The following is a 15,958-nucleotide window of genomic DNA, read 5'->3' as shown; positions in this document are numbered from 1 at the left end:
TATCCAACGCCCGCCCTTTTGGAGATCCCGACCATGCAAGCCATCCGCAGCATCCTGGTGGTCATCGAGCCCGAGCATTCGGAAAGCCTGGCCCTCAAGCGTGCCAAGCTGATTGCCAAAGTCACCGACGCGCACCTGCACTTGCTGGTCTGTGACAAGAAGCACGAGCATTCGGCGCTGCTGAGCCTGCTCAAGGAAGGCTTGAAAGAAGACGGCTACAGCGTCACCACCGAGCAGGCCTGGAACGACAGCCTGCATGAAACCATCATCGATGTGCAGCAAGCCGAAGGCTGTGGTCTTGTGATCAAACAGCACTTCCCCGACAACCCACTGAAAAAAGCCCTGCTGACCCCGGCGGACTGGAAGTTGCTGCGCTACTGCCCAACGCCGGTGTTGCTGGTCAAGACCGCCACCCCCTGGGCGGGCGGCGTGATCCTGGCGGCCATCGACGTGGGCAACGCCGACGGCGAACACCGCTCGCTGCACAATTCGATCATCGACCATGGCTTTGATATCGCCAGCCTCGCCAAAGCGCAGTTGCATGTGATCAGCGCTCACCCCTCGCCCATGCTGTCGGCGGCAGACCCGACCTTTCAGCTCAAGGAAACCATTGAGGCGCGCTACCGCGAGCAATGCAAGGCCTTCCAGGCCGAGTTCGACGTGGACGACAGGCACCTGCATATCGAGGAAGGCCCGGCCGATGTGCTGATCCCACATATCGCCCATCGGTTGCAGGCGGCGGTGACCATTATCGGCACGGTGGCGCGCACGGGGATTTCCGGCGCGTTGATCGGCAATACCGCAGAAGTGGTGCTGGATGCGGTGCAAAGCGATGTGCTGGTGCTCAAACCGCAGACGCTCATGGACCATCTGGAAGAGCTGGCGACCAAGCCCTGACACCGACCTTCAGGCAATGTGGATCAAATGTGGGAGCTGGCTTGCCTGCGATAGCGGTGGGTAAGCGGGCGCATTTGCTCCTGACACACCGCTATCGCTGGCAAGCCAGCTCCCACATTGACCTCGCCAGTCAGTTACCCAGCGCATCTTTCAAGAACCCCGGCGCGATATAGCGCTGGTAATGCGCCTCGGACAAGATAAAGAACTCGCGATCAATGGCATCGCGCAGTTCAGGCAGCGCCCAGTCGCGAAACTCCGGCAACAGCACCATGCCATAGGCCTCCAGGTTATTGATCACCCGGGCCCCACGGGCGATCAACTGGTAGGCCCAGCAATACTCGGACTGGTGCGGCACAAAGCGAATCTTGCGTTGCTCCAACTGCCCGCGCAGGGTCTTGGGGTCGAAAACCTCCACTTTACCGGCCATGACCTGCACCAACAGCTGCTCAAGCCTGAGCCAGACCGCGCGTTTTTCTTCTTCGTTATAGCCGTTCCACTGGATCACTTCATGGTGGAAGCGCTTGCATCCACGGCACACGAGATCGCCGTAGACCGTGGAGCACAGGCCGACGCAGGGGGTCTTGATGGTTTGGTTGGGCATAAGCAGCAACACGCAAATCAGCGAAACAGTGTGCCATGTTAGCCCTTTGTCTAAGGTTGATCACCCAGCAAACTTGAGCAGGCAACTTACCTTTAGATTTTTTTTGCCGTAGAATCACCCGGCCTTGTAAGGCGCCAATAATCCGCTGGAAGCTGTTTTCAAAGCGTCACGAGCACAGTCGTTCCTTCAGAACGGTGTTGGCGCAGGTTCGACCCGGTAGGTCAGAGCCCGCGCCAACCCTCATCAGCTCCGTTCTGCAGGCGTAAAACTTTGAAAGCAGCTTCTGTAAGGAATGCCGGCAGCGCTGGCTTTGCGGCCCAAAAAGCCCCCGAGCGCATGCGTGCCGTTCATTTCTGGATGAGCGTCCCGTGGGACCACTGATGAGGGTAATAACTGTGCTTGAAGCCTACCGCAAACATATCGAAGAGCGTGCAGCACTGGGTATCGTTCCCCAGCCGCTTAACGCCGAACAAACCGCAGGCCTGGTCGAGCTGCTGAAAAATCCCCCGGCTGGCGAAGAAGAATTCCTCGTTGACCTGATCACCAACCGTATTCCACCAGGCGTTGACGAAGCCGCTTACGTCAAGGCCGGTTTCCTGTCTGCCCTGGCCAAGGGCGAAGCCACTTCCCCCCTGATCGACAAGAAACGCGCTGTTGAACTGCTCGGCACCATGCAAGGCGGCTACAACATCGTGACGTTGGTCGAGCTGCTGGACGACGCCGAACTGGCGCCCGTCGCAGCCGCCCAACTCAAGCACACCCTGCTGATGTTCGATGCGTTCCACGACGTCGCCGAAAAAGCCCGCAACGGCAACGAGCACGCCAAAGGCGTGATCCAGTCCTGGGCTGACGGCGAGTGGTTCCGCAACCGCCCTACCCTGGCCGACAAGATCAGCCTGCGCGTCTTCAAGGTCACCGGCGAAACCAACACCGACGACCTGTCGCCTGCGCCTGACGCCTGGTCCCGCCCTGACATCCCGCTGCACGCCCTGGCCATGCTGAAAATGGCTCGCGAAGGCATTGTGCCGGACGAGCAAGGCAAGACCGGCCCGATGAAGCAGATCGAAGAAATGCGCGGCCAAGGCTTCCCGATCGCCTACGTGGGTGACGTGGTCGGTACCGGCTCGTCGCGTAAGTCAGCGACCAACTCGGTACTGTGGTTCTTCGGTGACGACGTACCTTACGTGCCGAACAAGCGTGCCGGCGGTTTCTGCTTCGGCAGCAAGATCGCTCCGATCTTCTACAACACCATGGAAGATGCCGGCGCACTGCCAATCGAATTCGACGTCACCAACATGAACATGGGCGACGTGATCGACCTGTACCCGCATGCTGGCAAAGTCTGCAAGCACGGCACCGACGAAGTCCTGACCACCTTCGAAATGAAGACCCCAGTGCTGTTGGACGAAGTTCGTGCCGGCGGCCGTATCCCGCTGATCATCGGCCGTGGCCTGACCGACAAGGCACGCGCTGAGCTGGGCCTGGGCCCGACTGACCTGTTCAAGCTGCCTGAAGCGCCTGTCGACACCGGCAAAGGCTTCACCCTGGCGCAGAAAATGGTCGGCAAGGCCTGTGGCCTGCCAGAAGGCAAAGGCGTTCGTCCAGGCACCTACTGCGAGCCGAAGATGACCACCGTGGGGTCCCAGGACACCACCGGCCCAATGACCCGTGATGAACTCAAAGACTTGGCGTGCCTGGGCTTCTCGACCGACCTGGTGATGCAGTCCTTCTGCCACACCGCGGCTTACCCGAAGCCGATCGACGTGACCACCCACCACACCCTGCCTGACTTCATCATGACCCGTGGCGGTGTATCGCTGCGTCCAGGCGACGGCATCATCCACAGCTGGCTGAACCGCATGCTGCTGCCGGACACCGTCGGTACCGGTGGCGACTCCCACACCCGTTTCCCGATGGGCATCTCGTTCCCGGCCGGTTCTGGCCTGGTCGCGTTCGCTGCAGCCACTGGCGTAATGCCACTGGACATGCCGGAATCGATTCTGGTGCGCTTCAAAGGCAAGATGAAGCCTGGCATCACCCTGCGTGACCTGGTTCATGCCATTCCTTACTACGCGATCCAGGCTGGCCTGCTGACCGTAGAAAAGAAAGGCAAGAAGAACGCCTTCTCTGGCCGCATCCTGGAAATCGAAGGCCTGAACGACCTGACGCTGGAACAGGCTTTCGAGCTGTCCGACGCCTCGGCTGAACGTTCGGCTGCCGGTTGCACCATCAAGCTGTCCAAAGAGTCCGTCACCGAGTACCTGAACTCCAACATCACCCTGCTGCGCTGGATGATCGGCGAAGGCTACGGCGATGCACGCACCCTGGAACGTCGCGCCCAAGCGATGGAAGCCTGGGTTGCCAACCCGGAGCTGATGGAAGCCGATGCCGACGCCGAATACGCCGAAATCATCGAAATCGACCTGTCGGAAATCAACGAGCCGATCCTCTGCGCGCCAAACGACCCGGACGACGCCCGTCTGCTATCCAGCGTCGCTGGCGAGAAGATCGACGAAGTGTTCATCGGTTCGTGCATGACCAACATCGGTCACTTCCGCGCTGCCGGTAAGCTGCTGGAGCAGGTCAAGGGCCAGCTGCCTACCCGTCTGTGGCTGTCGCCGCCGACCAAGATGGACGCTCACCAACTGACCGAAGAAGGCTACTACGGCATCTACGGCAAGGCTGGCGCACGCATGGAAATGCCAGGCTGCTCGCTGTGCATGGGTAACCAGGCACGCGTTGAGCCGAACTCCACCGTCGTGTCTACCTCGACCCGTAACTTCCCGAACCGCCTGGGTGATGGTGCAAACGTCTACCTGGCATCGGCTGAGCTGGCGGCAGTCGCCTCCACTCTGGGTCGCCTGCCGACAGTCGAAGAGTACATGGGCTACGCAGCGAAACTGGACACCATGGCCAGTGACGTCTACCGCTACCTGAACTTCGACCAGATCGCCGAGTTCCGCAAGATCGCAGCAAGCGCCAACATCCCGGTGATTCAAGCTTAACGGTGTGTTGATGTGAAGAACGCCGCGTATCGCAAGGTACGCGGCGTTTTTTTATGCCTGGGATACAACGTCAATACCACCGCAAAACAAATGTGGGAGCTGGCTTGCCTGCGATAGCGGTGTATCAGTCATGAATGTAATGACTGACAGATAGCTATCGCAGGCAAGCCAGCTCCCACACTTTTAGAGCTGTGCAGTCAGACAGACCGCATCAGGGCTCAAGCAACCAGCGAATACACCAACGCCGTAATGGCAACCAAGCCGACTGCAGTCACAAACACATTCGACGCCTGCCCACGGTACTTGGCCATGGCCGGCACCTTGCGGATGGCGTACATCGGCATCAGGAACAGAATCGACGCAATCACCGGCCCACCCAGGGTCTCGATCATGCCAAGGATGCTCGGGTTAAGCGTGGCGACGATCCAGCACACCACCAGCATGAAGGCGGCGGTCATGCGGTCCAGAGTCTTGGGTGCCGGACGGCGGCCAGTCTTGACCACCAGGCCCTTGAGGCCCTCGCTTGCACCGATGTAGTGGCCCAGGAACGACTTGGCAATCGCCACGAACGCAATCAACGGTGCGGCAAAGGCAATCGTCGGGTTATCGAAGTGGTTGGCCAGGTACGACAGGATCGACAGGTTTTGCGCTTTCGCTTCCGCCAACTGCGCGGGCGACAGGGTCAGCACGCAACTGAACACGAAGAACAGCACCATCGCCACCATCAGCAAGTGCGCGCGGGACAGGATCTGCGAACTGCGCTCCTCGGCGTGAGCGCCATACTGGCGCTTCTGGTCCACCGCAAAGGCCGAGATGATCGGCGAATGGTTGAACGAAAACACCATCACCGGAATCGCCAGCCACAGCGTGTTGAGCAACGCCGACGGTGCCGGCACTTCGCTGGCGGTACTGAGAATGCCGCCGGTCCAGTGCGGCACCAGGTACACCGCCAGGAACAGCAAGGCCACAATAAACGGGTACACCATCAGGCTCATGGCCTTGACGATCACCTGTTCACCGCAGCGCACAACGGCGAGCAGGCCGAGGATCAATACAAACGACAGGATCGCCCGGGGCGGCGGCAGGATGTGCAGTTGGTGCTCCATGAAGCTGCTGACAGTATTGGTCAGCGCCACGCTGTAGATCAGCAGGATCGGGAAGATCGCGAAGAAGTACAGCAAGGTGATCAGTGCACCGGCCTTAATACCGAAATGCTCTTCCACCACGTCGGTGATGTCGGAACCTTCGCGGCCGGACAGCACGAAACGGGTCAGCCCACGGTGGGCAAAGAACGTCATCGGGAAGGCCAGCAGCGCCAGGATCACCAGCGGCCAGAAGCCCCCCAGGCCCGCGTTGATCGGCAAGAACAAAGTACCGGCGCCAATGGCGGTACCGAACAGCCCGAGCATCCAGGTGGTGTCCTGGCGGCTCCAGCTTGTGAGCGTTGCAGGTGTCGTTGCATAGCGTTCGTCGACGCTATTGGCCTGATCATTCATCCGGTCGGATCTCCGCATTCACACGGCCAGGACGAGTCAGAAAAACCTGACAGGCAGCGCCCTGACCTTAACAGGGGCGCGATTGTCCGGGATTCTTGTGAATAAGCAAAGACTTAGCTGAGGACCGGCACTGCAGTGCAAAGCCTGGAAGGCGGTCCATGGGCAGCTCAGTTGATTCAACGCCAGATGCGCACCGCCTTTACCCACCTCACGAGCCTCCCTGCCGGCGTGGCATTGGGAGGGTCGATCACGCAAGGCCGGCGAAGCTGTGTTTAAACAAATCCAGTCATTCAAAGTTCTCCAGTGGGAAGCCGCTGACAGAAACCCAACATCAATTAAAGTTACGCACCCTCACATATAAGAAAGTTCTTACAGACAGTTAATCAGCGCATCTGGACTGAAACTTTAATTATTGCGGGTTTTGTTGCAAGGGTTTTCCCAAGCATTGAGAGCCCCTCCTATCACGTCTATATTCCAGCTCAGCTCAAAAAACAAAGTCCTCTAAACCCACGACAGCAGAATTAAAAACCTCACTCGCCAGGAGCGACTTGATGAAAAAACACAACCTTATTTTCTCCCTGATACTTGCCACCGGAATGCTCAGCCCATTGGCCAGCCAAGCACAACCGGCAGTAGAAAACTCCGACGCAAGTGCCCTGGGCACATCCCCCCGCTGGCTGACGACAAAAGTTTATATAGAGGGCGCCCCAGAGATCGATGTAAAGGACAAGTACCCAGGTGTCGTTGGAATATCAGCGTGGGACCCTGAGCGTAATCGCTACGAATTTTTCTACACCGATACCGGGCTATCAAAATATGACAACGGCGGCGGCGGTTACTTCATGGTAACAGGGGACAGGAAAAACCATATCCTGATACCCGATAAAGGTGCAACGAGAACCATCGTCAGAAAACTTGAGACGTTGAACAATCAGGAATTCACTTACTCTCGTGAAGTGCCGCGCGACATGATCGACGCCAACCCTCTTGTTCGAATACATGTGGTTCATGCGCCCTATACCGGATCAGTAAAAACCACCCCCACCCACTAACCCTCAACACTCACCCCCACGAGTAGCGACAATACTCATAAAAGGCCTCACTCAATGAAAACGCTATTAAAGCCTTTATTGGCGTCTGTTTTATTGTTCTCTACCCTTGTTTCAGGCGGCCTTCATGCGCAGGCTTCCACATCAGGAAAACCTGTCGCCATCAGCGCTGACAATGCGGTGCTGCTGACCGTTTTCCTCAAACATGACCAATCTCGCAACTTGAACGAAATAAGAACAAAACTCACCGAACAGGAACTCTTTAAAGTATTCCCTCCTGAAGGGGTAGAGATCGTCAGTTGGACCATCGCCATGGGGATCGGCCACGTCATCGTTCTACGCTTCCCCGCCTCGCGCCTGCGGGAGGTCAATCTCGCCATCGAACGCTCTGCATGGGGCCCCTTCAGGACAGAGTTCTTTCCTACCTACGATTACATGGACATCGTAGCGGCCGAACAGAGCAAGGTGCGCAAGCCTGCACCCGCTAAATAATTCGCCCGCGTGTAAACAGCGTCTCCCGCTCGCCGAGACGCTGGCACCTTTCGCAAAATCAGTCGCGCTTTCTCGGGCCCTCGGCATTTCGCGCAACAAAAATGCAGCATACTCAGAGCATCGAACTCACCGGAGAGCTGCCCCATGCCCACCACCGTTCTGGTCCTGGTTGAAACCATCAACGAGTACCTGCAAATCATCGAGAGCAATGACTTTCATGTGATTCTGGCGCCGACGCCCGCCGAACGCGCTCAGGCGATCAAGTTGCACGGTGGGCAGATCAAGGCCGTGCTGACCCGTGGCCCGCTGGGGTTGTACGCCGATGAAATCGCGGCACTGCCGTTGTTGGAAATCATCTGCGTGATCGGTGCCGGCTACGAACACGTGGACCTGCAGGCCGCGAGCAATCGTGGGATCGTGGTGACCAACGGTGCAGGGGTAAATGCGCCGTCAGTGGCCGACCATGCCATGGCGCTGCTACTGTCGCTGGTGCGTGGCGTTCCCCAGACGGATGCAGCGGTGCGGCGTGGCGAATGGCCGAAAGTGATGCGCCCTTCCCTGAGCGGTAAACACCTGGGGATTCTCGGGCTGGGTGCGGTGGGGATGGAGATTGCCCGGCGCGCCGCCCTGGGGTTCGGCATGGAGGTGAGTTATCACAACCGCCAACCCCGCGATGACGTGGATTACACCTACTGTGCGACGGCTGTCGAGCTGGCGCGTACCTCGGATTTCCTGGTGCTGGCTACGCCCGGCGGTGCCAGCACCCGTCACCTGATCGACCGTCACGCCCTGGACGCCCTGGGGCCGCACGGCTTTCTGGTCAACATCGGGCGCGGCAGCGTAGTGGTGACCGCCGACCTGGTCGCCGCGCTGGAGCAGCGCCGCATCGGCGGCGCCGCGCTGGACGTGTTTGACGATGAGCCTGCAGTGCCCGATGCCCTCAAGCGCCTGAGCAATACCGTGCTGACGTCCCACGTGGCCGGCCTGTCCCCGGAAGCGGCCCATGACACGGTGCAGCGCGTCGCTGATAACCTGGTGGAATACTTTGCCGGCCGCCCCGTGCTTACACCGGTGGCCTTGCCAGCGCCCGCAAAATGACCAATCAGGCACGCTGATCACCCTTCAACACGCTAACCTATTAAACCGCCCCGACCTTGTCGCTGGGCGGCTATGCGCATTAGATTAGGAAATAGTCCAAGGCCTTTAGAATAAGCAGAAGGGATAAGCATGGCGCTGAACGACCAATCGACCCAGATTCGCCCAGGCGAAGAACTTGATGCCAGCCTGATCGATCCCTACCTCAAAGCTCATATTCCGGGCCTGAGCGGTACCGTCAGAATCAGCCAGTTCCCTGGTGGCGCGTCGAACCTGACTTACCTGCTGGAATACCCCGACCAGGAATTCGTGCTGCGTCGCCCGCCGTTTGGTCACAAGGCCAAGTCTGCCCACGACATGGGCCGCGAATACCGCATTCTCAACCAGCTCAAAGATGGCTTCCCGTACTGCCCCAAGGCGTATGTGCACTGCACCGATGAATCGGTGATCGGCGCCGAGTTCTATGTGATGGAGCGCGTCAACGGCATCATCCTGCGTTCCGACCTGCCGGCTGAGCTGGGCCTGGACGCTACCCGCACCGAAGCCTTGTGCAAGAGCTTTATCGACAAGTTCGTCGAACTGCACCAGGTCGACTACCACGCCTGCGGCCTGGCCGACTTGGGCAAGCCTGAAGGCTACGTGGCGCGGCAGATTCGCGGCTGGGGCGAGCGCTATGAAAAAGCCCTGACGCCCGACGCGCCAAAATGGGAGGCGGTACGCGCCTGGCTCAACGACAAGATGCCTGCCGACCACTCCACCTCCAGCATCGTGCACAACGACTACCGCTTTGACAACGTGATCCTCGACCCGCACAACCCGATGCAGATCATCGGCGTGCTGGACTGGGAGCTGACCACCCTGGGCGACCCGTTGATGGACCTGGGCAACACCCTCGCCTACTGGATCGAAGCCGCGGACCCGGCGCCGGTGCAACTGATGCGCCGCCAGCCGAGCAATGCCCCTGGCATGCTCACCCGCCGCCAGTTTGTCGACTACTACGCCGAGCGCTCCGGCATCCAGATCGACAATTTCGATTTCTATTACACCTACGGCCTGTTCCGTCTGGCCGGGATTGTGCAGCAGATCTACTACCGCTTCTTCCATGGCCAGACCCAGGACAAACGCTTCGCGCAGTTCATCCACATGAACAAACTGCTGGAGCAGATGAGCCTGAATGTCATCGGCAAATCAGCGCTCTGAGTGCAACTACAAGGAACCCTCATGTCCAAGACCAACCTGTTCGACCTCGATGGCAAGATTGCGTTTGTTTCCGGCGCCAGCCGTGGCATCGGTGAAGCCATCGCCAAGTTGCTGGCCCAGCAAGGCGCCCATGTGATCGTCTCCAGCCGCAAGCTGGAGGGTTGCCAGCACGTGGCCGATGCGATCATCGCCGAGGGCGGCAAAGCCACGGCCATTGCCTGCCATATTGGAGAAATGGAGCAGATCACCCAGGTGTTCGCCGGCATTCGTGAACAGTTCGGCCGCCTGGATATCCTGGTCAACAACGCCGCTACCAACCCGCAGTTCTGCAACGTACTGGACACCGACCTGGGCGCATTCCAGAAGACCGTTGACGTCAATATCCGTGGTTACTTCTTCATGTCGGTGGAAGCCGGCAAGCTGATGCGCGAGAACGGCGGCGGCAGCATCATCAACGTAGCCTCGATCAACGGCATCTCGCCGGGCGTATTCCAGGGCATCTACTCGGTGACCAAGGCCGCCGTGATCAACATGACCAAGGTATTCGCCAAGGAGTGCGCGGCGTTCGGTATCCGTTGCAACGCGTTGCTGCCGGGCCTGACCGATACCAAGTTCGCCTCGGCACTGGTCAAGAACGATTCGATCCTGAAAGTTGCCCTGGCGCAGATCCCGCTCAAGCGCGTGGCCGACCCCAGCGAAATGGCTGGCGCGGTGTTGTACCTGGCCAGTGACGCATCGAGCTACACCACGGGCGTTTCTCTCAACGTGGACGGTGGCTTCTTGTCCTGAAGCCGCCTGCACTGTCGGTGGCGAACGGGCTCGCCTGTTTGTCACCGCGCACGTACAGCGCTCATGTCGATCTTAAATAGCACCAGTTTGCCATCTGGCAGGGTCGCACCAATGACCTTGAAAAGCCGTTGACGTGCCAGTGCATCCGCAACCTGCTGCCCGGCACCTGGATCGTGACTGTCCAGTTTGCTCAGGACCCGTGTGACCCAGCCATCCTCCATCTGGAAGTGCTGATTGACCCTAGCCATGCTGACGTGGCCGGATTTGGCATGTTTGACTTCAAGCACATAGACATCGCCCGCCGGCCCCATGAATACCAGGTCGAAGCCATTCTGGCTGCCGCCGTAGGTCCCACCGGGAATGATTCGATAGCCATCATTTTTAAGTAACTCACGGTACATTTGCTCATTGGCCGCCCCACGCTGCCTGGTCTGCTTAATGTCCAACGCCCTCCATTGATCAAAAAAATCCTGTTCATCCCCGCGCCTGCCGCGATAGGGATAATGAAGCTGATCATTGACGGCAACGGCCTCTAGATTGAACGTTCCCTCACGACGAGCCGCCACGGTGGCCATGCCTTGAAACGCATCAAACTGCACAACACCCGCTGGTAATGCGACGCCCTCAGCCCTGGCGTGCATCCCGAGCAACAGGCGGTCATACGGGTAGCCATGGGTCCAGATGTGTGCATCAATCATGCGATCTCGCTGCTGCACGGGCGCGTTGCGGATACGCGGGTTATCGAATGCAATCATCTGCCGCGCATATTGGCGCATATAGCAGTACGTCTGCTTGTCCACCGTCGACATCAAGCCCTGGCTCATATCACTGGTAACACCGGTGTAGCCCAGCGATTTGCGGGCGGCGTTAATGATTGCGCCGATGCTGTCCAAGCGCATTTCGGGCACCCACGATGCCCGGCTGCCGCCAGTATCCAGGTAAATACCCGGCGCGCTGTTGGAACCATTCGGGATCAGTTGGTATTTATTTCTCGTGCTATCAAGCTCGACGCGAACCAGCACGCTCCCCACCTCCAAATAGGCGACGGCCGGGTCACCAGAGAGCTGAATCATCCCGTCTTCGGTGATGGAGCCGCGAGGCTGCAACACACCATTCGCATTCTGCATGTAGAGCCTGTTATCGCCTGCCTTGTAGTGGTCCAACGAAAACAGTTCATCACCGTAGTAGTTTTGCCCGCCAATGACGTACTGTTTTTTCCCCGGGATAGGAGTCCCCGTCGCTGCACCAGCACCTCGCGCATCGTAGAGCTGCAGATCCCACTGCGGATCTCGCGGCCCGGGTGCTGGCATCGTCACTGGCGTGGCTATCGGAGCACTGGAATGCGCTGCGGTCGTCACGTTTGTCCAGGTTGAAGTATTCCCAACCCTCTGTACCACAGCGGAGCCGGCAGCCAGTTGATGCGCCAAGCGCGGGTGATAAGTACCACTGGCCGGCTGATGGACCACTTGCACCGTTTGCCCGGTATCCAGATTGACGTAACTGCGGCCGTTCACATCATGCATACCCTCGGCATTGACGGCTCCAAGCGTATCGCCTGTCACCCATACAGCCGTTGGCGGTGGCGGCCCAGGCAGATCCAAAGCACTTATTTGCGGGACCCCAAGCAAACCACCATTGCGGTATCGCGTGCGCTGCGCGCCTTGATACGCCGGTTGAGTGGTACTGGTCGGGCGGCCATAGTCCCTGACCATGACAGTGTCGGCACCGTCACCGGCACGCCCAGAGGGTCGGCCGGCAGTTCTGGGCGATTGCGGTTTTTGCTGCATAAATTAAAAATCCCTTTTAATGATCAATCAGACTGAGTCAACACCGCTGAACCGCAAGTCCGCAGACGTTACGGTACGCAGCGGATCAACATCCGCCCCCCAGCAATCGCGGCCTGAATCGTAATGAACGCCTGACACCGTGCCGTCGCTCAGCTCCAAGCCGATAACGCGCAGCTGACGCGCCATCAAGGTTGACCACTGGCGAGAACGCCGCAACGCTTCCCAGACCTCGGCTACAGTCTGATAAGGGGAGGCATCCAGTTGCGCGAGATAGATGCCCCCCAGGTCCTGGCGGATGTCGTATTGCTCGCCCTGCTTGGTGAGTACGCTGACTTGTTCCAGCGGCACCGAAGGGTCTGTCACGGGTGGCAGCAGCACCTTCACGCTGCCGAGGGTCAGCGTGTTTTCGTTCAAGACGATGTGCGCCCGCTCAATCAGCTCACCAAGCTTGGCCGTGTTGATCCGCCAGAACGATGCGTCCGACTTTTTGGCCAGCGCGTCCGGCGTGGACAGGTAGATCGTTGAGCCGGTACTGGGCACCACTTCATAGGTCGACGCCCGCCCCATCAACGAGTAAGACTTTTGATAATGCGGTGGGGCAGGAATAACGACTTTCTGCGGCGACGATTGCAACCAGACCCCCTTGGCGCTATGCGGTCGAAAAAAACCGTGTATCCCGGGCCTTTTTACCAATGCCGAGCTGCCATCGAAGGTATTGAAACCTGGTGAGGCGCGGTCCTGGCTATAGGTTTGCTGGGCCGCCTGTATCCGGTATGAGACGCCATCATTCATGACCAGTACAAACTGGCAGTCCAGTTTGAGGCTGACCGCGATGATGTTTGACGTCACGTTGGTGCGTATCGAGGATCGATCACTGGCATATTCGCAGAGGACCAACTGACTGCCGTCGGTGAAACTGATGGTTAATTTCACGTCGCTATAGGTCAGCGAATCGAAGTGAACCAACCTGCGTAGGGTCACACGGTAACCGGCCAATACCTGGAGAATCTCCTGCGACGAATAATCCACGTACAACACGCAAGCAGTCGCGTCGCTTTTAAGACGAACTTCGACCACCTTTCTGTGTGGCCCACGTTCGATGAAACAGCGGGTCGAACGCCCATGGGGCACCACGAACGTTCCGGCGTTCAACACCCTGTCCAGGCTGACGTCCTGTCCACCTGCTCTCACGGCGACGGTCACGTCGGCGTCCTCGTTGCCAACCAATGTCGGTTCGAGAATCGGCTCAAGCATGTAGCCGTCCTCCGTGAGAAACAGCAGGCTGTGCTTGTTCAACCAGCGCCGGTCATCACCTTGCGTATAGAGCTGCTCAAGCTTGATCACGTGCTGCGTCAGTTCGCCATTAACGCCCCGCCAGACCACAATGACCAACGCACACCCCTGGACGCCCCAATGGGCGATAGCCGAGAGAGGCCAGCGCATCTCGATCACGGCACCCTCGGCCCAGTCCTGCTCGTATAGCGAGACCGTGCCGCGGTTGGTGGCCAGAACATAACGGTCCTTGCCCGCTCCGCCGTCCACCCAGGCGTTGGAACCCAGCACGATCACCGTATCATTGCCCTGCGCGGCCTCGATCCGATCGCCATCGCCGTTTGCGATTATCGTATTGGCCTGTTCCGAACCCTTGACTTGGCTGGCAACCCCGGCTGGCGTGGCGATATTTTCTATCGAGTCGAGGCTGATCGAGTGATGAGGCAACGGTTTGTCGATATCTTTGCGCCGCACGACGGTGCCCGCCTGCAGGTCGATGGCATAGCCCTGCGTGTTGTGCTCATAGATTGCCGAGTTGGACAGGTAGAGCGTATCGCTGCCTGCCTCGCCACGCAGCTGACTGGCCGGGCGATGTGCGTCGGCCTCGTCCAGTGTGCCCGTCGGCATGTCATAGCTGAATACGTCGTCCCTGGCGCCACCGGTCAGCTGCTTCTGGCCTTCACCGAACTGAAAAATATTGGGGATCTCAGCGAAGCCTTTGACATCGTCATTGCCGCCCCCCAGCCGCCAAAGCACCGCGGAATTCGCATCACCCTGACCAAGCACCACACCAGGCAGACGGCCAACCGAGGCGCTGGAAGCATCTATTTGATCATTCTGGTCGACGAGCATCGGCTCGGTGGTGTCGATGTAGGGATCCTCACCCTCGGCTTCGTTCCATCGATGCTTCCAATGCCGGACCGGGCTCAGCCGCACCTCAAACCCACCATTGACTACCGCCTGTACGGTGCCTCTGAGCGCCCCCCTGAGCCAGGTCTGGGCCTGATTGGTCAGGTGCTGCGCATACCAATTTTCCATCCTGGCCAGGGCGAACCGCTCACGTATTTCTTTCTCCGGTTCCTTGCCCTGAAATGCCAACCAGCCCGTGTGCAGCCGCTCGAAAACACTCAGCTCGATATAGTCATCAATTTCATCCACCTGACGAACCGCCGCATAGAGTTGCGCGCCAAACATCAATACGGCGGCGGCGGCAATACCCAGCGGGCCGGCCACGCCGAATCCAGCCAACGCTGCAACCCCCAGGGCCACACTGACGCTGGCGCTCACGATACTGAAGCCGGCGTTGACGTAATGATCAAGCGCTTCCTTGCCAGTGCTGTTCGCCGCCTTATGCAGCGATTGCTTGGCATTGTGATAGTCAAACGGCAACGTCAGCACCAGAGCGAACAGGCCGGCGCCCCGTCGCAGGGCCTGGCCAAGAGAACTGGCGCTGAAACCTGCTAACACCTTATGCCCGTTTTCCAGCAGTCGTCTGCCCAAGTGCTCCAGCGCCAACTCCAGTGCCGTGCCCGTGAGGTTGGCAAACAACTCTGCGCCTGTGACTACCGCCTCATTGATATCGCCGGTCTTGATCGCTTCGGCCAACGCGTTGATCGCACTGTAGTACCCGTAAACCTCCAGCCCCGCGCCCATTACCGCCAAGCTTCGGCTTTTCTTCGGCTCGACCCAACCAGGCATTCCCTCCAACTGCGCCGCTTGGTTGAGATTGGTTTTCTGCACTGAACGTAACAGCCTATCGAGCTTGCCCACTGCACCGGGATTTTCGTCTCCCGGCTTGACCACCAGTAAAGGCGCAGCTTGTGTAGAGCGCAACGCCGCGAACTCAAATAGCACAGCGGCGCTGCTGTCGCTGACAGAACTACTCCCACGAAGATAACGCTGCAGTCTGGATGCCGAGAACCGGATTGAATCCAGCAGCGTCTGATCTGCCTCGCGTACCGCCAGACGATGGGTCTTGACCGGTTTTCCCGCCACCTGGGCACCCATGGCGGCCAGGTCTATACGCGAGACAGTCAACTCGCCAACCACCAGCGGTCCCAGGCTCTGGTCCAGGGCGAGCAAGGTCTCAAGCCTCTTTTTAGTATGTGTTGTCGATGTCGTCATGAGTCCGGCTCCCTATGCCATCACGTTGAATAACGCGGGCGGCAGGCAATCGGTGCCTGCAATAGGGGAAATCATGGCGGCCGGTAATAGCCAGGCGACGGTAGATGCTTATACGCAGGGGCGACTGACTCACAGATATTTTGAGCCCGCA

Annotated in this window: 11 protein-coding genes; 7 read left to right on the top strand and 4 right to left on the bottom strand. The window is 58.9% G+C overall.

The window, feature by feature from the left end; genetic code table 11:
* The first annotated feature begins 33 nt into the window (after positions 1 to 33).
* Positions 34 to 897 carry a universal stress protein gene (locus tag FXO12_RS03485; protein WP_034126007.1) on the top strand — a complete coding sequence of 288 codons (864 nt, stop codon included), beginning with the start codon at positions 34 to 36 and terminating at the stop codon, positions 895 to 897.
* A gap of 130 nt (positions 898 to 1,027) precedes the next feature.
* Here FXO12_RS03485 and FXO12_RS03480 read toward each other — a convergent pair whose 3' ends face one another.
* Complete coding sequence (locus tag FXO12_RS03480) at positions 1,028 to 1,498, bottom strand: DUF1289 domain-containing protein (RefSeq protein WP_032892118.1); 471 nt, start codon at positions 1,496 to 1,498, stop codon at positions 1,028 to 1,030.
* 395 nt (positions 1,499 to 1,893) lie between these two features.
* Between FXO12_RS03480 and acnB the strand changes: the two genes are divergently transcribed.
* Positions 1,894 to 4,503, top strand: a complete 2,610-nt coding sequence (gene acnB / locus FXO12_RS03475) for a bifunctional aconitate hydratase 2/2-methylisocitrate dehydratase (RefSeq protein ID WP_003190828.1) — start codon at positions 1,894 to 1,896, stop codon at positions 4,501 to 4,503.
* 218 nt (positions 4,504 to 4,721) lie between these two features.
* Here acnB and FXO12_RS03470 read toward each other — a convergent pair whose 3' ends face one another.
* Complete coding sequence (locus tag FXO12_RS03470) at positions 4,722 to 5,999, bottom strand: serine/threonine transporter (RefSeq protein ID WP_057975748.1); 1,278 nt, start codon at positions 5,997 to 5,999, stop codon at positions 4,722 to 4,724.
* Between the two features lie 551 nt (positions 6,000 to 6,550).
* On the opposite strand from FXO12_RS03470, the gene FXO12_RS03465 reads away from it, so the two are divergent.
* From FXO12_RS03465 to FXO12_RS03445, 5 genes are all read left to right on the top strand, one after another.
* Positions 6,551 to 7,051, top strand: a complete 501-nt coding sequence (locus FXO12_RS03465) for a DUF4822 domain-containing protein (RefSeq protein WP_034126009.1) — start codon at positions 6,551 to 6,553, stop codon at positions 7,049 to 7,051.
* A 54-nt stretch (positions 7,052 to 7,105) separates the two neighbouring features.
* Positions 7,106 to 7,540 carry a hypothetical protein gene (locus FXO12_RS03460; protein WP_054921314.1) on the top strand — a complete coding sequence of 145 codons (435 nt, stop codon included), beginning with the start codon at positions 7,106 to 7,108 and terminating at the stop codon, positions 7,538 to 7,540.
* 144 nt (positions 7,541 to 7,684) lie between these two features.
* Positions 7,685 to 8,638 (top strand): 2-hydroxyacid dehydrogenase, encoded by a 954-nt coding sequence (locus tag FXO12_RS03455; RefSeq protein WP_057975747.1) that lies wholly within the window; start codon positions 7,685 to 7,687, stop codon positions 8,636 to 8,638.
* A gap of 129 nt (positions 8,639 to 8,767) precedes the next feature.
* A complete protein-coding gene (locus FXO12_RS03450) occupies positions 8,768 to 9,835 on the top strand; it encodes a phosphotransferase family protein (RefSeq protein ID WP_057975746.1) in 1,068 nt (355 codons plus the stop codon).
* A 21-nt stretch (positions 9,836 to 9,856) separates the two neighbouring features.
* Entirely contained in the window at positions 9,857 to 10,624 is a 768-nt protein-coding gene (locus FXO12_RS03445) for an SDR family oxidoreductase (RefSeq protein ID WP_034126013.1), read from the top strand.
* Positions 10,625 to 10,665: 41 nt separating this feature from the next.
* Here FXO12_RS03445 and FXO12_RS03440 read toward each other — a convergent pair whose 3' ends face one another.
* A complete protein-coding gene (locus tag FXO12_RS03440) occupies positions 10,666 to 12,411 on the bottom strand; it encodes a hypothetical protein (RefSeq protein ID WP_173647469.1) in 1,746 nt (581 codons plus the stop codon).
* 27 nt (positions 12,412 to 12,438) lie between these two features.
* Positions 12,439 to 15,807 carry a calcium-binding protein gene (locus tag FXO12_RS03435; RefSeq protein ID WP_160049520.1) on the bottom strand — a complete coding sequence of 1,123 codons (3,369 nt, stop codon included), beginning with the start codon at positions 15,805 to 15,807 and terminating at the stop codon, positions 12,439 to 12,441.
* Positions 15,808 to 15,958 lie beyond the last annotated feature (151 nt).

Origin of the sequence: Pseudomonas sp. J380, from assembly GCF_009827115.1 — a bacterium.
Lineage (GTDB): Bacteria > Pseudomonadota > Gammaproteobacteria > Pseudomonadales > Pseudomonadaceae > Aquipseudomonas > Aquipseudomonas paracarnis.
This window is presented reverse-complemented; position numbering and strand designations above follow the sequence as displayed.